The organism is Azospirillum ramasamyi (genome assembly GCF_003233655.1).
Taxonomy (GTDB): domain Bacteria; phylum Pseudomonadota; class Alphaproteobacteria; order Azospirillales; family Azospirillaceae; genus Azospirillum; species Azospirillum ramasamyi.
Window position 1 is genome coordinate 145051 of sequence record NZ_CP029830.1, and the last position, 22983, is coordinate 168033.

Annotated in this window: 19 protein-coding genes; 6 read left to right on the forward strand and 13 right to left on the reverse strand. The window is 69.0% G+C overall.

Going from position 1 to position 22983, the window contains the following annotated elements:
• Positions 1 to 35: 35 nt before the first annotated feature.
• Positions 36 to 1145: an HlyD family secretion protein gene (locus tag DM194_RS13365; protein WP_111068097.1), complete on the reverse strand. Its 1110-nt coding sequence runs from the start codon at positions 1143 to 1145 to the stop codon at positions 36 to 38.
• A gap of 238 nt (positions 1146 to 1383) precedes the next feature.
• Here DM194_RS13365 and DM194_RS13370 point away from each other — a divergent pair, with 238 nt between their 5' ends.
• The 4 genes from DM194_RS13370 (at position 1384) to DM194_RS13385 (ending at position 5633) form a co-directional block, all read left to right on the forward strand.
• Positions 1384 to 2013 (forward strand): TetR/AcrR family transcriptional regulator, encoded by a 630-nt coding sequence (locus DM194_RS13370; protein WP_246024388.1) that lies wholly within the window; start codon positions 1384 to 1386, stop codon positions 2011 to 2013.
• A gap of 146 nt (positions 2014 to 2159) precedes the next feature.
• Positions 2160 to 3353 carry a GGDEF domain-containing protein gene (locus DM194_RS13375; RefSeq protein WP_111068098.1) on the forward strand — a complete coding sequence of 398 codons (1194 nt, stop codon included), beginning with the start codon at positions 2160 to 2162 and terminating at the stop codon, positions 3351 to 3353.
• A 165-nt stretch (positions 3354 to 3518) separates the two neighbouring features.
• Complete coding sequence (gene rodA, locus DM194_RS13380; protein WP_111068099.1) at positions 3519 to 4685, forward strand: rod shape-determining protein RodA; 1167 nt, start codon at positions 3519 to 3521, stop codon at positions 4683 to 4685.
• A gap of 144 nt (positions 4686 to 4829) precedes the next feature.
• The gene (locus tag DM194_RS13385) at positions 4830 to 5633 is read left to right on the forward strand and encodes a family 16 glycosylhydrolase (RefSeq protein ID WP_111068100.1); all 804 of its coding nucleotides are present in this window, start codon (positions 4830 to 4832) and stop codon (positions 5631 to 5633) included.
• 10 nt (positions 5634 to 5643) lie between these two features.
• Here DM194_RS13385 and DM194_RS13390 read toward each other — a convergent pair whose 3' ends face one another.
• The 4 genes from DM194_RS13390 to DM194_RS13405 all read right to left on the reverse strand — a co-directional run bounded on the left by DM194_RS13390 (position 5644) and on the right by DM194_RS13405 (position 9376).
• Positions 5644 to 6372, reverse strand: a complete 729-nt coding sequence (locus DM194_RS13390) for an ABC transporter ATP-binding protein (RefSeq protein WP_111068101.1) — start codon at positions 6370 to 6372, stop codon at positions 5644 to 5646.
• A gap of 1 nt (position 6373) precedes the next feature.
• The gene (locus DM194_RS13395) at positions 6374 to 7393 is read right to left on the reverse strand and encodes a branched-chain amino acid ABC transporter permease (RefSeq protein ID WP_111068102.1); all 1020 of its coding nucleotides are present in this window, start codon (positions 7391 to 7393) and stop codon (positions 6374 to 6376) included.
• Positions 7390 to 8259 (reverse strand): branched-chain amino acid ABC transporter permease, encoded by an 870-nt coding sequence (locus DM194_RS13400; protein WP_111068103.1) that lies wholly within the window; start codon positions 8257 to 8259, stop codon positions 7390 to 7392. The genes DM194_RS13395 and DM194_RS13400 overlap by 4 nt, the downstream gene beginning before the upstream one ends.
• A 112-nt stretch (positions 8260 to 8371) precedes the next feature.
• On the reverse strand, positions 8372 to 9376 hold the full coding sequence (locus tag DM194_RS13405; protein WP_246024389.1) for a L,D-transpeptidase: 1005 nt from the start codon (positions 9374 to 9376) through the stop codon (positions 8372 to 8374).
• Positions 9377 to 9644: 268 nt separating this feature from the next.
• Here DM194_RS13405 and DM194_RS13410 point away from each other — a divergent pair, with 268 nt between their 5' ends.
• Positions 9645 to 11441 (forward strand): tetratricopeptide repeat protein, encoded by a 1797-nt coding sequence (locus DM194_RS13410; protein WP_111068104.1) that lies wholly within the window; start codon positions 9645 to 9647, stop codon positions 11439 to 11441.
• A 57-nt stretch (positions 11442 to 11498) separates the two neighbouring features.
• Here the strand turns inward: DM194_RS13410 and DM194_RS13415 are convergent, their stop codons facing one another.
• The 3 genes from DM194_RS13415 to DM194_RS13425 are packed head-to-tail and all read right to left on the reverse strand — an operon-like array spanning position 11499 to position 14627.
• Positions 11499 to 12203, reverse strand: coding sequence for an ABC transporter ATP-binding protein (locus DM194_RS13415; protein ID WP_111068105.1), 705 nt, complete (start codon positions 12201 to 12203; stop codon positions 11499 to 11501).
• Positions 12204 to 12259: 56 nt separating this feature from the next.
• Entirely contained in the window at positions 12260 to 12997 is a 738-nt protein-coding gene (locus DM194_RS13420; RefSeq protein WP_111068106.1) for a sulfite exporter TauE/SafE family protein, read from the reverse strand.
• Positions 12998 to 13001: 4 nt separating this feature from the next.
• Positions 13002 to 14627: an acyl-CoA synthetase gene (locus DM194_RS13425; RefSeq protein ID WP_111068107.1), complete on the reverse strand. Its 1626-nt coding sequence runs from the start codon at positions 14625 to 14627 to the stop codon at positions 13002 to 13004.
• Positions 14628 to 14807: 180 nt separating this feature from the next.
• Here DM194_RS13425 and DM194_RS13430 point away from each other — a divergent pair, with 180 nt between their 5' ends.
• Positions 14808 to 15317: an RT0821/Lpp0805 family surface protein gene (locus tag DM194_RS13430; RefSeq protein ID WP_111068108.1), complete on the forward strand. Its 510-nt coding sequence runs from the start codon at positions 14808 to 14810 to the stop codon at positions 15315 to 15317.
• Positions 15318 to 15333: 16 nt separating this feature from the next.
• Here DM194_RS13430 and pseG read toward each other — a convergent pair whose 3' ends face one another.
• From pseG to DM194_RS13455, 5 genes are all read right to left on the reverse strand, one after another.
• Positions 15334 to 16503 carry a UDP-2,4-diacetamido-2,4,6-trideoxy-beta-L-altropyranose hydrolase gene (gene pseG, locus DM194_RS13435; protein ID WP_246024390.1) on the reverse strand — a complete coding sequence of 390 codons (1170 nt, stop codon included), beginning with the start codon at positions 16501 to 16503 and terminating at the stop codon, positions 15334 to 15336.
• A 66-nt stretch (positions 16504 to 16569) separates the two neighbouring features.
• Positions 16570 to 17295 (reverse strand): nucleotidyltransferase family protein, encoded by a 726-nt coding sequence (locus DM194_RS13440; RefSeq protein ID WP_111068109.1) that lies wholly within the window; start codon positions 17293 to 17295, stop codon positions 16570 to 16572.
• Between the two features lie 356 nt (positions 17296 to 17651).
• The gene (locus tag DM194_RS13445; protein WP_246024391.1) at positions 17652 to 19979 is read right to left on the reverse strand and encodes a tetratricopeptide repeat protein; all 2328 of its coding nucleotides are present in this window, start codon (positions 19977 to 19979) and stop codon (positions 17652 to 17654) included.
• On the reverse strand, positions 19976 to 20281 hold the full coding sequence (locus tag DM194_RS28120; RefSeq protein ID WP_162630030.1) for a hypothetical protein: 306 nt from the start codon (positions 20279 to 20281) through the stop codon (positions 19976 to 19978). Before DM194_RS28120 ends, DM194_RS13445 begins: the two co-directional genes overlap by 4 nt.
• A gap of 179 nt (positions 20282 to 20460) precedes the next feature.
• Positions 20461 to 22773 carry an NADP-dependent malic enzyme gene (locus DM194_RS13455; RefSeq protein ID WP_111068111.1) on the reverse strand — a complete coding sequence of 771 codons (2313 nt, stop codon included), beginning with the start codon at positions 22771 to 22773 and terminating at the stop codon, positions 20461 to 20463.
• Positions 22774 to 22983 lie beyond the last annotated feature (210 nt).

Here is a 22983-nt window from a genome sequence, read left to right on the forward strand (position 1 = left end):
GCGGGGACGGCCCCGCCAATAATACTGGGCTGCCGCTACTTGGCCGCCACCGCCTGCTTGTCGCCGAGCACGCCGAACACGCTGCCGGTCGCTACATGCGGCAGGGCGTCGGCGCCACGGGTGTCGACCTCCGCCACCACCGACAGGCCGGGGCGCAGCAGGCCGGCCAGCGCGTTGTCGCGCGGCAGGGCGATGCGCACGGGCACGCGCTGGACGATCTTGGTGAAGTTGCCGGTCGCGTTCTCCGGCGGCAGCAGCGAGAACTTGGAACCCGACGCGGGTGCGAAGCTCTCCACCGTGCCTACCAGATTGCGGTCGGGGAAGGCATCGACCGAGATGCTGACATGCTGGCCGGGGCGCATGCGTGACAGCTGGGTCTCCTTGAAATTGGCAACCACATAGACGTCGGGCAGCGGAACCAGCGACAGCAGCTGCACGCCCGGCCGGGCATACTGGCCGACCTGGACGCCGCGGTTGCCGACCACGCCGTCGACCGGCGCCCGCACCACGGTGTTCTCCAGGTCGATGCGCGCGGTCCGCAGCGTCGCCTCGGTCTGGGCCAGACGGGCTTCCGTTTCCGTCCGCGTGGCGCGCAGGACGTTGACCTGCTCATTCTCCGCGGCGAGCGCCGCCCGCGATTTGGCGACCTGGGCCACCGCCTTGCGCAGGTCGGCGTCGGCGGTTTCCAGCTTCTGCCGGCTTGTCCAGCTGTCGTTCGCGAGCGAGCGGCTGCGCTCGAACTCCTGCTGGGCGCGGCGCTGTTCGGCCTCGGCGCTCGCCAGCGTGGCGGCGGCCTGGTCGATCACCGTGCGCTGCAGCTCCAGCTTGGAGTCCAGCGTGCCGAGCGCCGCCTTCTGCGCGGTCACCGCTGCATCCGCCTCAGCCACCTTGGCGCGGAAGTCCTGGTCGTCCAGCACCGCAAGCACGTCGCCGGCCCGCACCAGCTGGTTTTCGGCCGCCTTCACGTCCCGGACATAGGCGGAGACCTTCGGGCTGACCACGGTGATGTCGCTCTGCACATAGGCGTTGTCGGTCGATTCCATGAACCGGCCTTCCCGCCACCATTGTTCGCCGACGACGGCGCCGCCGGCCAGCACGGCCAGCGCGACGCCCGACAGCACGATCTTCCGAACGCCTTTCGCCATTGTCTCTATCCCTAATCCACCGCGGTCCCGCCCCTCTTTCCCGAACACGCTCTTGCCGGCGCCGTTGCGGGAAAGAAACTGAACCGTTCAGTTTAGTCTTGTCGGAAAATGGCTGAGGGCCTATCTGTTGTCAAGGCCGTACTGAACGGTTCAGTTTTTGAAAACAGGATGTGTGGGGGCTTGTCGGGCGATGCGGAACGCGGTAGGGGCCAAGAACATGGACTCAGGCGAGGCGCGTATGACCACCTTGGTTGCCCCCACTCCCGAAGCAGGTTCCAAGCCGGCCCAGATCATGGAGGCCGCGGGTGCTCTGTTCCTGGAGCATGGCTACAGCGCCGTCAGCATGGATACCGTCGCCAAGAAGGCGAACGTGTCCAAGGCCACGCTCTACGCGCATTTCGGCAGCAAGGAAGAGCTGTTCCGGGCGATGGTCGCCTGTGAATGCGCCAATTCGGTCATGGCCGGTATCTGGGAAGAGGCGATGCGCCTGCCGGTCACCGAAGGGCTGCGGCTGATCGGACGGACCTTCGTCCGCTTCATCGCCTCGCCCAAGGCGCTGGGGGTCTACCGCATGGTGCTGGGCGAGGTGTTGCGCCAGCCCCAGCTTGCGCAGGCCTTCTACGAAAGCGGTCCGGCCGAGACCTTCGAGCGCGCCCGCCAGTTCATGGCGCATGCCGCCGGCAAGGGCGAGCTGGCGATCACCGACTTCGACCTCGCCACCCACCAGTTCTTCGGCCTGCTGAAGGCCAACATGCACATGAAGCTGCTGCTGTGCCTCAGCGAGCGGCCGAGCGACGAGGAACTGGAACGCTTCGTCGATGCCGCGGTCGAGCTGTTCGTGAAAGGCTACGCGCCGGAACAGGCATGACCACCTGCCGTCTATGTCGGCAGCAATCGATCGACAATTGTGAGAACTCCCTATCCAGAGTTCGCTCGGCGCGCCTTGTCAGCGGTATAGGCTTCGGTTAGCGTGCCGAAGGAGTACTGGCATAATCAGGCGTGGCGGGCCGGCGGATGAATTTCGATACGACCTTCATCGCGCAGGTCATCGTGGTGATCGGCTTTGCGGTGGGGCTGTCCATCGTCGTGGCGTCCGGCTGCTATCCACGCCATATCCGCGCTTCATTGCGTGCCTACGCCTACGGAAAATTCCTGCTGGGCTTCGCCTTTCTCATCGCCGGCCTTCGCGGCGGCGGGATGCCGGAGCTGTTCATCCCGCTTGCCAACGGGATCGGGCTTGCCGGGCTGGCGTTGAACCACACCTGCGTCCGCCATCTGCAGAACCGGCCGGTCTGGCGCTTCGGGCCGGCGGCGGTCGGCGGCGGCGTGGCGCTCTGCTGCCTGATTCTGCTGTTGTCCGGCGGCGGCCTGTCCGCGGTCCGCACCCTTGTCAGCTTCGTGGCCGCCGCCATACTGCTGGTCATCGCCTTCGAGGTGCTGGTCCGCTACGAGCACCGCGGCGTTCCGCACCATATCACCGGCCTGCTGTCCACCACCCTCGCCGTCGTCTTTCTCGTCCGCATGGGCGCCGGCCTCATCTATGAGGCCCCGCTCGGCCAACTCGTCGACGACACCGTGGAGCGGGCTACCTTCCTGCTGTCCCTGCTCGGCACGGTGATCGGCGCCATCAACTACATCCTGATGGCCAGCGACGAGTTCAACCGAGAACTGACCATGCTGGCCAACACCGACGGACTGACCGGCGCCCTCAACCGCCGCCGCCTGTTCGAACTGGGCGAGGTCGAATTCCGCCGCGCCCGCCGGCATGGGCGGGAGCTGACGGTGCTGATCCTGGACATCGACCGCTTCAAGGCGATCAACGACCGGGCCGGCCATCCCTTCGGCGACCGGGTGATCCAGGCGGTGGCCGACACCTGCGCCGGCCAGATCCGGCGGGAGGATATGATCGGCCGCATGGGCGGCGAGGAGTTCGCCATCCTGCTGCCCGAAACCGGGGGCGAAACCGGACGGCTGCTGGCCGAGCGGCTGCGCGGCACCATCGAACGCCAGTTGACGCCGCTGGCGGCGGAGGGCGGGGTGGCGGTGACCTGCAGCATCGGCGGCGTCAGCATGACGCGGGACCACAGCCAGTTCTCCGACCTGATCGCCCAGTCCGACAGCGCGCTCTACGATGCCAAGAACGGCGGCCGCAACCAGGTGCGCTTCTTCCCGGCGGCGGCATTGCAGGCCGCGGCGGCCACCGCCTGAACCGGCGCCACCGACCGGGGATGCCCGGTTGGAAAAATAGGCCGGCGCACCGGCCGGCTTTACCCGCGACGCGGCTTGCCGCATTATCCGGCCCGGTTACCTCCGGCCGTGCCGCCGGGGCTCATCCGGCACTGTCCCAATTTCCGGCAACATCGGCGTACGGTCGTGGTTCTTTCCCATCTCGGCTCCGGCGGTCTGGAGCCGCAGCGGTCGGAGCTGACACTCGGCTCCAAGTTCAGGCTCATCAACTGGGGGCTGGTCCTGCTGATCTGCACGATCACCGGGATCGGCATCGTGCTGCTCTATTCCGCCGCCGGCGGCCACTGGAGGCCCTGGGCGCAGCCGCAGCTGGTCCGTGCCGTCCCGGGCCTCGTCCTGATGCTGGGCATAGCGCTGGTGGACATCCGCCACCTGATGAAGTCGGCCTACATCATCTTCTTCATCGTGCTGTGCCTGCTGATCGCGGTGGAGCTGATGGGCCGCATCGGCATGGGCGCGCAGCGCTGGATCGACCTTGGATTCTTCCAGCTTCAGCCGTCGGAGCTGATGAAGCCGGCGCTGGCGCTGGCGCTCGCCCGCTATTTCCACGGGGTGACGCTGGACCAGATCGGCCGTCCGCTTTTGCTGATCCCGCCCCTGCTGCTGGTCTTCACGCCGGTCGCGCTCGTGCTGATGCAGCCGAACCTCGGCACCTCGCTGTTGCTGATCCTGGGCAGCGGCGCGGTGTTCTTCGCGGCCGGCGTGCGGCTGTGGAAGTTCCTGGTGGTGATCGGCGGCGGCCTCGCAGCCATTCCCGTCGGCTGGGAGTTCCTGCACGACTACCAGAAGCAGCGGGTCTACACCTTCCTGGACCCGGAAACCGATCCGCTCGGCGCCGGCTACAACATCCTGCAGTCGAAGATCGCGCTGGGCTCCGGCGGAATGTTCGGCAAGGGCTTCATGTCCGGCTCGCAGAGCCAGCTGATGTTCCTGCCGGAAAAGCACACCGACTTCATCTTCGTCGTGCTGGCCGAGGAATTCGGCATGGTCGGGGGGCTGACCCTGCTGGCGCTCTATCTGCTGCTGTTCATCTATGGCTGGGTCATCGCCCTGAACAGCCGCAGCCAGTTCGGCCGGCTGGTGGCGGTCGGCATGACCGCGCAGTTCTTCCTCTACGTCTTCGTCAATGTGGCGATGGTGATGGGGCTGATCCCGGTGGTGGGCATTCCGCTGCCGCTGGTGTCCTACGGCGGCTCGGCGATGATGACGCTGATGGTGGGTGTCGGCCTGCTGTTGAGCATGTCGGTACACCGCGACGTGCGTATCCCGAAGAGCGGCGTCACCAACGATTGAGGGCGGAGGTTGCCGGCGGAGGTAAGTCCGCCGGCGGCGGCCACCCCCCGCCCGCGCCGTTGCCGCCCCGCCCTACCCTCGCGATATGGTGGTGTGGGCCGACCGAAATTGCACGCCGGCCCGTTCGCAGCGGGAGGATCAGCCATGCGCAACGACGCCAATCGACGGGGCAGGCGGACAGCAGCCGTCTTCGCCACCTTCATCGCCGGCGGGCTTTCCGCCATGCTGGCCGGTGCCGGAGGACCGGCGATGGCCGACGGCCTGTTCAGCCATCTCGGCGGCAGCTTCAGCGAGAAGTCGGGAAAGTTCGACGTCTCGCGCTGGCAGCGCTCCGACGGCTGGAAGTCGGGCGGACACATGAACTGCAGCTGGAACCGCGCCAACGTCACCTTCGAACCCGGCCATCTGGCCCTGTCGGTCACCGACCGGCTCAGCGGCCGCGACCGCTATTCCTGCGGCGAGTATTCCACCCACCGCTTCTACGGCTACGGCAGCTATTCGGTGTCGTTGAAGGCGGTGAAGGCCGATGGGGTGATGACCTCGGTGTCCCACTACACCGGCCCGCCCTTCGGCGATCCCTGGGACGAGATCACCTTCGGCATCGCCGGCAAGGACACCAGCAAGCTGGAGATCAGCTGGGTCGCCAACGGCGTCGGGCACCGCGACACGGTGGTCGATCTCGGCTTCGACGCTTCCCAGGGCTTCCACAGCTACGGCTTCGACTGGAAGCCGGACGGCATCGTCTGGACGGTCGACGGCAAGCCGGTGCATCGCGTCACGGCCAAGGACGGAGAGCTGCCGCGCATGCCGGGCCGGCTGATGCTGCGCTTCTGGAGCGCGTCGGGCGATACCGAATGGCTGCGCCGCTTCACCTATCCCGGCCAGCCGCTGACCGCGCAGGTCGCCTCCGTCAGCTTCCGCGAAGATCCCTCGAACCTCAGCAACTGAGGCGGCGGTATCAGTCCAAGGCCTCGGCGCCCAGGTAGGATTCGACCACGCGGGGGTCGGCCACGACCTCCGCCGGGGCGCCGTCGGCGATCTTCTCGCCATGGTCCAGCACGACGACGCGGTCGGACAGCGCCATCACCGCGCGCATCACATGCTCGATCATCAGGATGGTCAGGCCTTCGCGGCGGTTCAGCTCGCGCAGAACCCCGACCATGCGGTCGACCTCCGTCGGGCGCAGGCCGGCCAGCACCTCGTCCAGCAGAAGCAGCGTCGGCCGGGTGGCCAGCGCGCGGGCGACCTCCAGCCGCTTGCGGTCGGGCAGCGTCAGGCTGCGCGCCGGCCGGTTGGCCTGATCGGCCAGTTCCAGCCGCTCCAGCACGGCGCGGGCCTGGAGGCGGGCGGTTTCCACCGACGTCTCGCGGGCCAGCGCGCCGACGATGACATTCTCCTCCACCGTCAGCTGGCCGAAGGGCTTGACGATCTGGAAGGTGCGGCCGATGCCGGCGGCGCAGACCTGGTTGGGCTTCAGCCCGGTCAGGGAACGGCCCTTCAGCGTGACGCGCCCCTCGTCGGGCGGAAAGACACCGGCGATCAGGTTGAAGGTGGTGGTCTTGCCGGCGCCGTTCGGGCCGATCAGGGCGAGGATGCGCCCCTCCGGCACGGTGAAGCTGACATCGGCGACCGCCTTCAGCCCGCGGAAGCGCTTGGACAGGCCCTCGACCTCGAGCAGTGCGGACATCTCAGGCGCCCTCCCCCGGCTGGCGGACCAGACGCAGGCGGCGGGCCAGCCAGGGCCACACGCCCTCCGGCCGGAACACCACGATCACCACCAGCGCCACGCCGTAGAACAGTTGCTTCAGCCCCGGCAGGTCCAGCCCTCCGGCCTCGATCAGGAAGGTCAGCAGTTCGCCCAGCGGCGTCAGGATGAAGGCCCCCAGGATAGGACCGATCAGCGTGCCGATGCCGCCGACGATGGCCGGCAGGATGATCTCGATGGAGCGGCCCATGGAGAAGACCTGCTCCGGGAACAGGTTGTTGAAGTAGAAGGCCTGGAACACGCCGCCCAGCGCGGTCAGGGCGGCCGACACCGCCACTGCGGTCATGCGGGCGCGGAACAGGTCGACGCCCGACGCCTCCGCCGCGTCCGGCTCCTCGCGCACCGCCAGCCACTGGTAGCCGAGCCGGCTGTGCAGCAGCACCCGCGACAGGACCAGCGCGCCCAGCACCAGCGCCAGCGCCACATAGTAGAACAGCAGGGGCGAGCCGCGCAGGTTCAGCGGATCGCTGACCCCCGCCTCCACCGGCAGGAAGAAGCCGCCGGAGCCGCCGACCCAGGTGATGTGGTCGAAGCCGATTCGCGCCACCTCGGCGAAGGCGATGGTCAGCAGGGCGAAATGCACGCCCTTCACCCCGAAGCGGAAGCCGAGGAAGCCGATGGCGCAGCCGGCCGCCACCGCGACCAGCATCGCCAGGATCATGCCGGCCCACGGGCCGATGCCGAAATGGACGAACAGCGCCGCGCTGACATAGGCGCCCAGCCCGACATACAGCGCATGGCCCAGCGACAGCAGGCCGGAAAAGCCCATCATCACGTTCCAGGCCTGCCCGACATAGGCGAACCACAGCACCGTGGTCAGCACCGACACCAGATAGCGGTCGGCGAAGAGCGGCGCCACCGCCAGCCCCAGCGCCGTCAGGGCGAGCAGGACCATGCCGCGGCCCGTCACTCCCGAAAAAGCCGCTCCCGACAGGCCGATCATGACCGTTTCCCCAACAGCCCTTGCGGGCGCAGCAGCAGAACCACGATCAGAACCCCGTAACTGAACAGCGATTTCAGGGAGGGCGTCAGCAGGAAGCCGGCCAGCGCCTCCGACATGCCGATCAGCACGCCGCCCAGCAGCGCGCCGGGCAGGCTGCCCAGACCGCCGACGATGACGATGATGAAGCTGAGCAGCGTGTACTCCGGCGCCAGCTGCGGCCGGGCGTCGACCAGCAGCGTCATCAGGGCGCCGGCCACCCCGACCACCGCGGCGCCGATGCCGAAGGTCAGGGCATAGAGCCCGTCGATGTTCAGCCCGACCACGCGGGCGCCCAGCGGGTTGTCGGCGCAGGCGCGGATCGCCTTGCCGGTGCGGCTGAAGCGGAAGAAGGCGAACAGCGCCGCCGCAACGACGATCGCCGCCGCCCCGGCGCGCAGCCGCACGGAATCGAGCAGCATCGGCCCGATCTCCACCGTGTCGAAGCTGTAGGGCACCTGCACGTTGCGGGCATCCGGGCCGAACAGCATCAGCATGGCGTTGACCAGGATGGTGGCGATGCCCAGCAGCAGGATGAACTGCATGTGCTCCGGCCGCTCGACGAACTTGTTCACCAGCCCGCGCTGCAGAACCCAGCCGCAGGCGAACAGCAGCGCCGCCATGACCGGAGCGGACAGCAGCGGGTCGAGCCCCCACCAGCCGCCAAGCAGCACGGCGCCGTACATGCCCGCCACCATCATCTCGCCATGGGCGAAGTTGACGACGCGCACCACGCCGAAGATGACCGATAGCCCCAGCGCCGCCAGCCCATAGACCAGGCCGGTCAGCAGCCCTGAGGCCGCGATGTTGAGATAATAGTCGATCGGCATGTGTGGCGGATTATCCGAACGGTGAGGTTCTGCGGGTTAGCAGCCCAAGGGGGATGCAGGCAAGTCAGAATGACAATGCCGCCGCGCGATTCCACCGTTCCGACAGGTAACTCTATGGCCGGGCCGCCATACGGGAACCGCCGCGCAGCGTTGCGATCCGCTCCGCCACGTCGTCGACCCGGCGGCCGAGTGCGGTGGTCAGGCAGGATCGCGCCGATGCCGCGACATGCGGGTCGCCTTCCGTTCCGCTGCGGATCCAGCAAAGCGCGGCGATCCTTTCGTGGAAGCGGCGTTCCTCCCGGATCAGGTCGTAGGCCGCGGCGGCGCGTTCTGCCGGATCGGCGATGCCGGCCAGGAAACGCTCCTGCGCCCCGCGGGCACGGCCATCCAGCAGGGCCAGCGCCGGCACGTCGCAGATCATCCGCCTGAGCGGCGCCGTGACCGTCGGGCAGCGCGAATCGGCCACCGGCTGGGGTGGCGGCTCCGGGGGCGGGCCTTGGGATGGTCTTGGGGACGGTCCCGGGGCCGGCTGCGGTGAGGACACCCCTGCGGCCGTGGCGACGGCCGGGGACGGCAACGGTTTCGGCGGCTGCCGTGTGGCCAATGGCGCGGCCCTGTCCGCGACGGGAAGCGTCCTCGCCGGCGCAGTCGCTGGTGAAGTCGCCATTGGCATCTGCGGGCTGCCCGACAGCGAATCGCGCACCACCCGCACCGGGGTTCCCACCTCGGTTGCGGCGAAGACGGTTTCGATGTCGGCAGGCAGCATGCGGAAACAGCCGCCGCTGGCCTGCCGCCCCACCGACTCCGGATCGTTGGTGCCGTGGATGGCGATGGCCGGCCAGCCGAGGTCGAGCGCGAATTTGCCCAGCGGGTTGTCCGGTCCCGGCGGCACCGACCGCGGCAGGGACGGCTTCTCGCGCCGCTGGTTGGCGGTCGGCCTCCAGGTCGGGTCGCGGCGCTTGCGCAGGATGGCGCTGTCGCCGAGGGGGATCGGAACGCCGGGGCGGCCGATGGCGACCGGAAAGCTGCGGATCGTGCCGTCAGCCCCGCTCAGGTACAGCCGGCGGTCGGCAAGGCTGATGGCGATCGACGGCCCATTGCCTGCGATCTCACTCACCGCCGGGGTGACGCTCTGCGCCGTCACTGGGTTAATCGGCGCGCCGATGGCGATGCAAAGGGCGGCGATGCCCCGCAGGATGCACCGTGCCAGGATGGGGCCGAGGGCTGTTGTCGGACGGGGGGTGGCGCGTTGGCCGCAGCCTCCCCGAATGGTCGTAGATCCACGCATGCGGAAAGTTGATCGCGTGTCTCCTAAAACAGGGTAAACAGCAGGGGACGACGGCTTCCGGGGGATGGGGGCCGCCCCGACAGCAAGGACGTGCATTATGGACCAGATCGAGCAGACGTTGGCCGTCGCGACGGAGCATCACCGCGCCGGCCGCACCGCGGAGGCCGAGCGCCTGTATCGCGACGTGCTGGACGCGTCGCCCGGCCATCCGGACGCCCTGCATCTGCTGGGGGTCATCGCCCTGCAATCCGGCCGGCCGGAGGAGGCGGTGGACCGAATCGCCCAGGCCGTGGCCGGCGACGACGGCTCCCCCCTGTTCCATGCCAATCTGGGCCACGCCCTGCATGGCTGCGGACGCCAGCGCGAGGCGGCGCTGAGCTTCGCCCGCGCGCTCAGCCTGCTGACCAACGAAGGCGAGGGCTGGAGCAATGTCGGTGCGCTGGCCAACCTGATCCGCCGCTATGACGACGACATCCGGGCGGCGGCGGCGGCGGAGGTCGATGCGCGCTACACCATGGGCGACGTGATGCGGCGCCAGTCCCTGCTGTTCCTGCTGACCGGCGACATCGCCCATTACCGCACCCTGGTCGGCGCGGCGCTGGACGATCCCCTGCGCTTCTCCGTGCCGTCGCTGCATTACGCCTATTGGGGCATCGCCATGCGGCTGTTCCAGGGCGACGCCCGCAAGGGCGACGTCGGCGCCTTCACCAATGGCGAGTTCCGCCGCTTCTACCGCCTGCTGGTGGAGGAGACGGCGCGGCGCTATGGGCTGGAGCCCAGGCTGCGCAGGGCCGCCCCGCGCGCCGAGGTGAAGCGCGTGGTGCTGATCACCAACCAGATGCTGGGCGCGGGGCACCAGCCCACCGCCGACGCCTTCGACTACGCCCGCCGGCTGCAGGACGACCAGGGCTGCGAGGTGCTGATCGTGAACCCCAACGCCATGGCGGTGTCGGGCGAGAACGGCTTCGTCCCGGAATACAGCTACAACGTCACCGAGGAATATGACGGGGAGCAGACCATCACCGCCCAGGGCGCGGCGGTGCGCATGCTGTCCTTCCCCCAGCCCCGATTCGACGAGGACAAGCTGACCGCCATCGTCGACGCGGTGGAGCGATTCGATCCCGACGTGATCGTCGCCTTCGGCGGCTCCAACACGGTGGCCGACCTGTTCGCACGCACCCGTCCGGTGGTGCTCCTGCCCACCTCCAGCGGCCTGCCCGCCTCGCTCGCCACGATTCTGCTGGGCTATGCGCCGGAGGACAGCGCCGCCGGCTGGCCCGACGAGGCGCGGGCGCGTTTCCGTCCCTTCTCCTTCGGCTGGACCCTGCCGGAGGGCGGGCCCGCCCGCAGCCGCGCCGATTTCGGGCTGCCCGACGGCGGTCCGCTCTATGTCGTCGTCGGCAACCGGCTGGACCAGGAGGTCGGGGCCGATTTCCTGGAGACGGTCGACCGCCTGCTCGACCGGGTGCCCGGCGCGCGGGTCGCCTTCGCCGGCGCGGTGGATACCCTGCCCGGCCGCATCGCCGCCACCCGCAACGCCGCGCGGATGAAGTCCCTGGGACATGTGGACGGCATCCGCGGACTGTATGGGCTGGCGACCGCCTATCTGAACCCGCCGCGCCAGGGCGGTGGCGGCAGCGCGGCGTTCGCCCTGGCCGAAGGGCTGCCGGTGGTGACCTATGACCGGGGCGACGTGGCCGGCGTCGCCGGGCCGGGCATGACGGTGCCGGACGAGGCGGCCTTCCTCGACCGCGCCGCGGCTCTCGGCCAGGATGCCGCCGCACGGATTGCGGCAGCGGAGGCGGCGCGCGCGCGCTTCAGCGGGACGGCCGATCGCGCCCGCTCGGTGGAGGCGCTTCTGGGCTATGCCCGCGAGGCGCAGGGGCTGTTCTGACGGGATTGCATCCCCAGGCTCGGGTCAGGGTGGGGGCCATGGCGCCCCCCTCCTTTGCTACAGCCCGAGATAGGCTTGCTTCACCGCCGGATCGGCCAGCAGCGCCTCGCCGCTTCCCGACAGCACCACCCGGCCGTTCTCCAGAACATAGGCTTGCCCGGCGATCCGCAGGGATGCCGCGACATTCTGCTCGACCAGGATGATCGTCATCCCGTCGGCCGCCAACGCGCGGATGATGCGGAACAACTCCTGCACCAGGGCCGGCGCCAGGCCGAGCGACGGCTCGTCGAACATGATCAGGTCGGGCTTGCCCATCAGGCAGCGGCCGATCGCCAGCATCTGCTGCTCGCCGCCGGACAGGGTGCCGGCGGCCTGGTCCAGCCGCTCGCGCAGGCGGGGGAACAGGTCCAGCACCCGGTCGTAGCTCTGGCGGGCGGTGGCGCGCGCCCGCGGGATCACGGCGCCCATCTCCAGATTCTCCCGCACGCTGAGGCTGGGGAAGATCTGCCGGCCTTCGGCGACCTGCCCGATGCCGAGGTCGCAGACGACATGGCTGGGCAGTCCGGCGATCTCGCGGTCCTTGAAGCGGATGCTGCCGCGCGCCGGCTTCAGGATGCCGGCGATGGCACGGATCAGCGAGGTCTTGCCCGCCCCGTTGGCGCCGACGATGGCGGTGGTCGCCCCCGCCGCCACCTGAAGCGAGACGCCGTCGAGCGCCTGGGCGTCACCATAGTACAGATCGAGGTCGGAAACGGTCAGCATGGCAACGGATCCGGTCGCAGCGGGGGCCAAAGGCGGGGGCGCCCTCTATAGCGCGATCATTTCAGGAAGAACACCGCGCTCATCACCAGCCCGACGGCGATGATGCCCGTGCGCAGCACCGGCTTGGGAATTTTCCGCCCCACCCGCGCGCCGACATAGCCGCCGGCGACGGCCGCGACCGTCATCAGCAAGGCTTCCCGCCATTCCACCGCTCCGCCGGCCGCATAGGCCACGACGGCGATGGCGGTCAGGACTGCCGAGAACAGGTTCTTCAGCCCGTTCATGGCGTTGAGGTCGGTCATCCCGAACAGGCTCAACTGCGCCAGCAGCAGGATGCCGAGCCCGCCGTTGAAATAGCCGCCATAGACCGACACCACGAACAGCGTGCCCAGCATCGCCCCGTTGCCGTGAAGGCCGAGGCTGCGCAGCCGCTGGGCCAGCATGTTGCCGAAGGCGAACAGCCCGGTCGCCAGCAGCAGCAGCCACGGAACGATGTCGCGGAACACCGAATCCGGGGTCACCAGCAGCAGGCCGGCGCCGGCCAGCCCGCCGGCGAGGCTGACCACGGACAGCAGCGGCAGGCTGAGGCTGCCGATCGGCGTCAGATCCTGCCGGTAGCCGTAGACCCCGCTGGCATAGCCGGGCAGCAGGGCGACCGTGCCGGTCGCGTTGGCGGCGACTGGCGGCACCCCGGCGTATATCAGGGCCGGCAGGGTCAGGAAGCTGCCCCCGCCGGCAACGGAATTCATCGCTCCGGCCAGAAAGGCCGCAGCCAATAATATGATTTCGATCATGATGTTAGGAGCGGTTCCTCAACTCCCGGCGTATAATCTTGCCGGTGGTGGTCATCGGCAGGCTTTCGAGAAATTCGATCGCCCGGGGATATTCGTGGGCGGCAAGCCGCGTCTTCACATGCTCCTGAATCGAGGCGACGAGCGCGTCGTCCGGCGTCACCCCGTCCTGCAGCACGATGAAGGCCTTGACGATCTCCGTGCGCAGCGGGTCGGGAACGCCGACCACCGCCGCCATGCGGACGGCGGAGTGGCCGATCAGGCAATCCTCGATCTCGCCGGGACCGATGCGGTAGCCGGCGGAGGTGATGACGTCGTCGTCGCGCCCTACGAAGCGGATGTAGCCGTCATCATCCATCTCCCCCTGGTCGCCGGTGACCAGCCAGCCGCCCCCATCCCCGACGAATTTCGCCGCCGTGGCCTCCGGGTTGTTCCAGTAGCCGAGGAACATCACCGGGTCCGGGCGGCGCACCGCGATCAGCCCGATCCGTCCCGGCGGCAGACGGTTGCCCTCGCCGTCGATCACCGCCACGTCATGGCCGGGAACCGGGCGTCCCATGATGCCCGGCTTCGGTTCCATCAGCGTGGCGGCCGAGGAGACGATCATGTTGCATTCGGTCTGGCCGTAGAACTCGTTGATGGTGACGCCGAAGGTCTCGCGCCCCCAGTCGAGCAGCCCGGCGCCCAGCGTCTCGCCGCCGCTGGCGACGGAGCGCATGGCGATGGCATGGCGCGCCCGCGGTTCCTTCACCGACCGCATCATCTTCAGCGCCGTCGGCGGCAGGAAGGCGTTGCGCACCTGGAATTCGGCCAGCAGGGCGAAGGCGGACTCCGCGTCGAACTTCTCGAACCGGTGGGAAACCACCGTCACCCCGTGGTGCCAGGCCGGCAGCAGCACGTCGAGCAGACCGCCGATCCACGCCCAGTCCGCCGGCGTCCAGATGCGGTCGCCCGGCTGCGGGAACAGGTCGTGCGACATTTCCACGCCGGGCAGATGGCCCAGCAGCACCCGGTGCGCATGCAGCGCGCCCTTCGGCTGGCCGGTGGTGCCGGAGGTGTAGATGATCAGCGCCGGGTCGTCGGGACCGGTGTCGGCGGGGATGAAGTCATCCGACGCCGCGTCGCACAGCGCGTGCCAGTCGAGGCAGCCGGGGCCCGGCCCGTCGATGCGGAAGACCGCGCGCAATTCGGGCAGGCGGTCGCGGATTTCAGCGATCTTCGCCGCCCCGGCGGCGTCGGTCACCACGGCGCGGGCGCCGCAATTGGCCAGCCGGTACTCCAGCGCCTCCACCCCGAACAGGGCGAACAGCGGCACGGCGATGCCGCCCAGCTTGTAGACGGCGACATGGCTGACCGCGGTTTCGGGCGCCTGGGGCAGCAGGATGCCGACCCGGTCGCCGTGGACGATGCCCTGGGCGGCGAGTGCATTGGCGAACCGGTTGGACAGGGCGCGGATGTCGGAGAAGCGGTATTCCTCGACCCCGCCGTCGCGCCGCTTGTGGATCAGGGCGATGCGGTCCGGCTCGGACTCGGCCCAGCGGTCGCAGACATCGACGCCGATGTTGTAGCGATCGGGAACGCGCCAGGCGAAGGCGCGGGACACCTCTTCATAGCTGTCCGCGTTGGGCAGCATGTTCCTTCCCTCCCAATGATTTGTCGTCGGTTCCTTGGCGGAGCCGTTGACCCGATCATAGGAGCAAGCGAGGCACCGCGTCACGCACTGGGAATAAGTCGCGGGTCTGCCATGTTGATGGGGGCGGAAACGAACGGCTTCGCGCCGATACCAACAGGATCCAAGAGGACGAGAGCCACCATGAAAGCCAGCCCCTTCATCGCCGCGGCGCTGTCCGCCAGCCTGCTCGCGGCCCCGCTCGCCGGCTGCGCCCAGCCCGGCTACGGCGACTCCTACGGCGGTGTCAGCGCCAACAAGCAGACGGCCGGCACCGTGCTGGGCGGCGTGGTCGGCGGTCTGGCCGGTTCGCGATTCGGCGGCGGCTCGGGCAAGCTGGTGGCGGTCGGCGTCGGCACGCTGCTGGGTGCGGCGCTGGGCAGCGCCGCGGGCGCCTCGCTCGACCGTGCGGACCAGACCTACGCCCAGCAGGCGGCGATCAACGCCTACAGCGCCCCCACCGGCAGCACCGTGCGCTGGAACAATCCGGGCAGCGGCAATTACGGCAGCTTCACGCCGGTCCGCGACGGCACCGGGCCGCAGGGCCAGCTCTGCCGCGAATACCAGACCACCATCGTCGTCCAGGGCCGCACCCAGCAGGGCTTCGGCACGGCCTGCCAGCAGCCCGACGGCAGCTGGCGCGTGATCAGCTGACGGAAGAGGACAAGGCTCAGGCCAGCGCCGTCCGTCGCCGGGCGGCGCTGCCGGCCATGGAAGAGAGCGAGGGCGCCCGTCCGGTCAGGGCATGGGCGATGCGCACCGCCCCTTCCCCATCCAGCGGCAGCGCGGCGGCGGCATCCTGCATCCGCTGCCGGCGCGGGCGGTCGGCCCAGAGAGCGAGCGCCCGTTCGGCAATGGTCCTTCCCGCGCCGGCCGGATCGCCGCCACGGGCGTCCACCGCCTCGCTCCAGCCAAGTTCGGCGGCACCGCCGCTCGCCATCGCCTGATTGTCGGCGGTGACCACCAGCAGGGTCGGCACCGCCAATGCGGCCAGTTCCCCCATGGTGCCGCCGCCGGCCGAAACCGCGAGCCCGCTGTCGGCCATCAGCGCGCCCATGCGCGGGCAATCGATCTCCACCGCAACCATGGGGCCGAGACCGTCGGCAAGTGCCGCCAACTCCGCCGCGCGCGGGTTGCTGCCGCCGACGACCGCGACGATCCGGCAGCCGTCCGGCCGGGCCGCGGCGAGCGTCTCCATCACCGGACCGGTCAGCCCCAGCGGGTCGGACCCGCCGAAGGTCACCAGCAGGACGGGCCGTTCGGCGATGCTCCGCCGCGGCTGTCCGGCCGCCAGGCGGACCTCCCGCCGCAGCGGGGCGTAGCCGGGGCCAAGGAGCAGAAGGGCTCCCGGCGCCATCCTGTCATAGGGCAGCGCCGCCGCCTGCGGCGCGGCGTTGACGACGAGGTCGGCATGCAACGGGGGGCCGTCGCCAAGATCGTCCCAGGCCAGCACCCGCGCGCCCGCCGCCTGCAATCCGGCGCGATAGGCCTCGCCGAAGCGGTAACCGTCCAGCATCACGGCGCTGCCATGCTCCCGCCGCAGCAGCGAACGGGTGGCGGCCAGATCCGCCGCCTCTCCCACCGGGCCGGCGATGGAGACATGGCGGAAGCCGTCCGCCGACAGGCGGCGGTCGATGGCGGGGGTGGATTCCACGGCGGCGAACAGCGTCTCGTGCCCCTGGTCGCGCAGGGCCTCGGCAACGGCGAGGCAACGCATGACATGGCCGGTGCCGATGGCGGGCGAAGCGTCGGCACGGATGAGGATGACGGCCATGGCGCTGGTCCGGAAGAGGCGGCGCGGCGGGGCCGCCGCGGCGCGCGGGATCGAGTCGGCCTGCATCTTGTCCCGGCACTCGGCTCCTGTCCAGCGACAGGCGGCGGCGTGCGCGGAGGCAAATAGCGGCCGTCAGGGTTCCCGGCCGGCGATCACGCTGGCGGCGGTGGCGAGGCTTTCCGGCGTGCCGATGTCGAGGAAGCGGGCCTTGGCGACATGGGCGTTCAGCGTGCCCGGCGGCAGTTTTTCCAGCACGTCGCGTTCCAGCGAGACCGCCCCCGCCGCGATGAAGCGGTCGAGGAAGGCGGCGGAGAACAGGTAGACGCCGGCATTGATGGTGCCGGCCCCGGCGGCCTTCGCCGGGAAGCTGCGGACGCGGCTGTCCGGCCCGATCTCCACCCGCGCGAAGCGGGAGGCATCCTCGACCGTCACGCACAGGACCGACGCCTCCGCCCCCGACAGGCGGTGCGACGCGACGAAGGCGCGCAGATCGGCATCCAGGAAGGTATCGCCGTTCACCACCAGGATGGTGCTGCTGCGCAGTTCCTTTCGCACATAGCCCAGCGCGCCGGCGGTGCCCAGCGGGCGCGGCTCGATCTGGCAGACCACGTCGATGGTGCCGGCCGAATCGCCGCGGGCAAGCCAGGCGGTCACCCGGTCGGCCAGATGGCCCAGGCACAGCACGACGCGGCGCGATCCGTATGTAGACAAATAGTCGAGCAGATGGCCGAGGAAGGCGCGGCCCGCGATCGGAGCCAGGACCTTCGGCGTGTCGCCCAGAACGCTCCGGATACGCGTGCCCAGCCCGCCGGCGAGCACCGCAACGTCAATGTTGGCAAGAGCGTCCTCAGACCGCACCGACCGTCCTTTCCCTCAATCACCGCTGATGCCATCCGGCCGACGATGCAGCTTACGACGGCGCGGGCGTCGGGTCACCCACCCTGCGCGGGTCCCCGGCGGGCATAGTCGATAATGGGCGCGAACGGGAATCGCAATGCGGAATCGCGCTGACGCTTCCGCTCGGATGGTCAGGTCACGGTGCGAGGGGCATCAGCCGGACGGCCAAGGCGCCGTGCCACCGCCGCCATGCCGTCCAGGTCGTTGCGTTCGTCGAGGTCGGGCCAGGGGCGAGCCGAAGCGTTGCAGGGCTCGGCCAATCGGTCCTGCCGATGCAAGGAGACTGCCTGATCCGACAAGGCTTTGCCGGAAGATATTCAGCCATCTCCTGAAGGCAGGACCGCTTCGGAAGAAAGCCTCGTCAGGCGTCGGGCCATGTCGTCCATCGTCGCCGACAGCGGTTCGCCGGGCGGCGGCTGGAACAGGCGCATCGATGGATACCAGGGACGCACCCCTGCCCCCAGCTGCGTCCAGTCGCGGTGGCCGAAGCGCCAGACCGGGGCGCCGAGCGCGCCGGCAAGCTCGCCCACCGACATCGCCGGCGAGATGACGAGGTCCAGTCCGGCGATCAGTGCGGCCACGCCGTCGAAATCGTCCTTGCGGTCCAAATCGTCCCAGCGGTGCAGGCGGATGCCGAAGCGCCGCTCGGCTTGCCGGACCTCGTCCTCGACATCGCCATACTGCAGCACCACCCACTGAATTCCGGGCAGCGCGAACAACGGCGCCCAGGCGTCGAGCGGCAGATAGGCGGTGCTGCGTTCGGCCGTCATCATTTGGCTGCGCCAGCCGATGCCCACCCGCAGGCCGGGGCCGAGCATTTCCAGCCGGCGGCGCCATCGCTCGACCAGGGCGGTGTCGGGGACCAGCCAGGAAGGGCGTGGCGGGAAATCGGCCAGCCGGCGGCGCAGAACCCGCGGCAGGGAGCCCATCGGCACATGGCGGTCGTAATCCGGGATCGCCATCGTCTCCCGCCCCTGCCCGTCCAGGGACTCCGCCCTGACCCGGAGGGTCGGAAAGGAGCGGGCGAACAGCGGCACCAGCCGGCGATCGACCTCCAGGATGGTGGAGACGGCGCGCCCGGCCAACTCGGCGCAAAGGCCGGAGAACAGGATGGTGTCGCCCACCCCCTGCTCGCCCCAGACCATCAGGCGCCGGCCGGTCAGATCCTCGCCGCGCCATGGCTGGGCACGAGGCTGGCGCCCCCGCCCGACCTGCCCCGACCCGAACCGCCAGGCATAACCGGGCCAGCCAAGCTCCAGATCACCGGCCTCCAGCCGCAGCAGGCCCTTGTTGAAGTGGGAAAGCGACAGATCCGGGCGCAGGCACAAGGCGCGGTCATAGCAGCGTTCCGCCCCGCCGGCGTCGCCGAGACGCTGGCGCGCCAGCCCCAGATTGCTCCAGGCCTCGCCATAGGCGGGGTCCAGCGCCAAAGCGCTTCGATAGCAGGCCGCCGCCCCGCCATGGTCATGCCGGCCCTGGCGCAGATGGCCCAGGTTGTTGCGGGCCGGCGCCTCCAGCGGTGCGAGGCTGATGGCGCGGCGCTGTGACCGTTCGGCCTCGGCGAAGCGTTCGGCGTTGCGCAGGGCGTTGCCGAGGTTGGTGTGGGTCTCGGCCAGGGCGGGATCGAGCGCCATAGCCTTGTGCCACGCCTGCCATGCCGCCGCGCTGCGGCCGGCGGCATGGCAGGCATTGCCCAGGTTGTTCCACGCTCCGGCGAAATCGGGACGGTGGCCGATCGCCTGCCGGTGCAGCGCCTCGGCCTCGGCATAACGGCCCTGTGCGTTGCGGATGCTGCCGAGATTGTCCAGAGCCTCCGCATGGCCGGGCTCGATGGCGGTCGCCGCATCGAAGCAGGCGGCGGCATCGTCCAGCTGACCAAGCGCTTTAAGGCAAAGGCCCAGTCCATTGAGACAAAACGAGTTCTTTGGGTCGAGGCGCAGCGTGTCGGCGTAGCGTTCGGCGGCCTCCTCCGTCCGTCCCGCCGCGTGGAGCGCCGCAGCCAATGCCGACAACGTAGCGGGATCGGAGCTGCTGCCGCCCAGCGTCGCGGCCATGCGTAACGCGTCGGCCGCATCGTTCGTCCGTCCGAGATGACGCAGGCTGACCGCAAGGTTGGTCCAGGGGCGCGGATCGCCGGGCAGCAGTTCCGCCGCCCTCCTGTGCGCCGCAAGCGCCTCTTCCGCCCGGCCAATCCCTTGCAGGGCTGCGCCAAGGTTCAGATGGGCGTCGGCCAAGCCGGGCGACAGGCGGGCGGCCTCCGCATAGTGGAAAGCCGCCTCCGCCAAGCGGCCCTGTGCCGCCAGCACCAGCCCCAAATTGAAATGAGCGCCCACATGGCCGGGGGCGTGGGACAGGGACTGCCGCTGTGCCGCCTCCGCCTCGATCAGCCTTCCCAGTTTTTGCAGCACGATGCCGCGGTTGGCGTGATAGTCGGCGACATCCGGCGCAAGCGCGACGGCTTTATCAATTAAACCAATCGCTTGTTCGTCTTTATTGATCTGGTGATAGAGGACGCCCAGCAGGTGCAGGGCGTCCGCATGGCGCGGTTCCGCATCGAGAACCTGCCGATACAGCGGTTCGGCATCCGCCAGGGAGCCCGCCTGATGGAGCCGAAGCGCTTCGGCGAACCGGTCGAGGGTGTTCACAGACCACCTGCGAAATGTCCGGCAAGCATATGTGCTGCTTGTGGAATTGCGCCGCCGAGGCCGCTCCGGGGGTGGATGCGGCGTATGGTCGGGAATTCACCGTCGTCAACCTTCCCAAGGTCCAGGAGCGTAAGGCCCAGAGCTGCGCGGGCCTCCGGCAGGGCCGGGTTGGCGGCCAATGGATGGCGAAACAGCGGTTCGGCTTCCGGCAGGCGGACTGCCCGATGCAGCGGCACGGCTTGGCCGACCGCCGCCGCGGCGGTGGCGACAGCGGAGTTGCCGGATTTGCGCTGGTTGATCATGCCCCGTGCCGGTCTTGTTGGCTACGGGTAAGGGATAGCACGAATTTGGTGCGGTGGAAGGGGTAGAGGACTGTGGCGCCCACCCCGACGCTCCCCAGATCTCGGCCGACCGAAAGTCAGCCCGATTGCAAGGGAGGGTCGGGATGGTCTTACCGGAAACGCTGCTTTACAGAGCCGTCTTACGCTTCCACGCCGACCGGCGGGGTCGGGGCGGCGTTGACCGGGTCGGCGAGCTGGGCGTCAACCACCGCGACGGCGGTCATGTTGACCAGACCTCGGGTGGTGACCGACGGGGTGACGATGTGGACCGGCCGCTGCACGCCCAGCAGGATCGGGCCGACATTCTGCGCCTCGCCCAGGATCTTCATCATGTTGAAGGCGATGTTGGCGGCATCCAGCGTCGGCATCACCAGGAGGTTCGCCTCGCCCTTCAAGCGGCTGTCGGGCAGCAGCTCCTTGCGGATGGCGGGAGCGAGGGCGGCGTCGGCATGCATCTCGCCGTCGATCTCGACATCCGGCATCTGTTCGGACGCCAGTTCTACCGCGGCGCGCATCTTGCGGGCCGACGGGGTGTCGGCGCTGCCGAAGTTGGAGTGGGACAGCAGGGCCACCTTCGGCTCGATGCCGAAGCGCTTCACCTCGTCCGCGGCAAGCTGGGCGATCTCGGCCACCTGTTCGGCGGTCGGGTCAGGGTTGACATAGGTGTCGGTGATGAAGTGGACGCCCTTCTGCGAGATCAGCGCGTTCATCGTCGCGGCGACCTTCACCCCGGCGCGCAGGCCGATAAGGCCGAAGATATGCGCCCAATGCTCGTTGAAGCGGCCGGTGGTGCCGCAGACCAGCGCGTCGGCCTCGCCGCGGCGGACCATCAGGGCGCCGAAGACGGTCGGCTGGGTCCGCACCACGTTGGAGGCATGGCTGGGCGACACGCCGCGGCGGCCCATCAGCTTGCGGTAATGTTCGGTGAAGTTGTGATAGCGCGGATCGCGGATGATCTCGATGACCTCCACGTCCTGGCCGACCTTCAGGCGCAGCCCCATCTCGGCGATGATGCGCTCGATCACCTCGCGGCGGCCGATCAGCACCGGATGGGCGATGCCGTCGTCCACCACCACCTGGGCGCAGCGAATGACTCGCGGATCCTCTCCCTCGGCATAGACGACGCGCTTGGGCGCGGTCTTCGCCTTGGTGATGACCGGCTTCATGAACAGGCCGGAGCGGATGACATACTGGTTCAGCTGATCGCGATAGGCGCGGAAATCGGCGATCGGTCGGGTGGCGACGCCGGATTCCATCGCCGCCTTGGCGACGGCCGACGACACTTCGACGATCAGGCGCGGATCGAAGGGCTTGGGCAGGATGTAGTCCGGACCGAAGCGCAGCGATTCACCGACATAGGCCGCCGCCACCACGTCCGACGGTTCGGCGCGGGCGAGGTTGGCCATGGCGTGGGTCGCCGCGATCTTCATCTCCTCGTTCACCGTGGTGGCGCCGACGTCCAGCGCACCGCGGAAGATGAAGGGGAAGCAGAGGACGTTGTTGACCTGGTTGGGGAAGTCCGACCGGCCGGTGGCGATGATGGCATCGGGGCGGGCTTCGCGGGCCAGATCCGGCATGATCTCCGGCTCCGGGTTGGCGAGCGCCAGGATCAGCGGCTTCTCCGCCATGCGGGCCAGCAGTTCCGGCTTCAGCACCTTGGCGCCCGACAAGCCGAGGAAGATGTCGGCGCCGTCGATGACGTCGGAGAGCGTGCGCGCCTCGGTGTCGTGCGCGTAGGACTCCTTGTACTCGTTCATCTCCTCGTTGCGGCCCTTGTGGACCACGCCGATGCGGTCGACCAGCCAGACGTTCTCGCGGCGGACGCCCAGCGACAGCATCAGGTCGAGGCAGGCGATGCCGGCGGCCCCGCCGCCGGTCGAGACCACCTTGACCTTGGAGATGTCCTTGCCGACCAGCGCCAGCCCGTTCAGAACGGCGGCGCCCACCACGATGGCGGTGCCGTGCTGGTCGTCGTGGAACACCGGGATCTTCATGCGCTCGCGGCAGCGGCGCTCGATCTCGAAGCAGGCGGGGGCGGCGATGTCTTCCAGGTTGATGGCGCCGAAGGTCGGCTCCAGCCGGACGATGGTGTCGACCAGCGCGTCCACATCCAGCTCGTTCAGCTCGATGTCGAAGCAGTCGATGCCCGCGAACTTCTTGAAGAGGACGGCCTTGCCTTCCATCACCGGCTTGGCGGCGTGGGGACCGATGTTGCCCAGGCCCAGCACGGCGGTGCCGTTGGTGACCACCGCGACCAGATTGGCGCGCGAGGTCAGCTCCGCCGCCCTCGACGGATCCTCGGCGATGGCGGTGCAGGCATGGGCTACGCCCGGCGAATACGCCAGCGCCAGATCGCGCTGGTTGGCCATGGGCTTGGTCGCGACGATCGCCAGCTTACCGGGCCGCGGGTTGCGGTGATACTCAAGCGCCATCGCCTCAAAATCGCCGGACATCGGGTCACTTCCTCCGGTTAACAGGATTTCAGTTAATTCTTTGTGTTCACTTCACCTGATCGGCGTTTATAGCCCATCCGGGCTGATGCGCCAACCATCCCGGGCAAACGGACAGGGGACGATTCGAACCTAATCGAACCGTCCCTTTACCTTACAGGATCCGCGGACGGGCCGGATGGATCATCTTTGGAATTTCCGGTTCCGGCACCG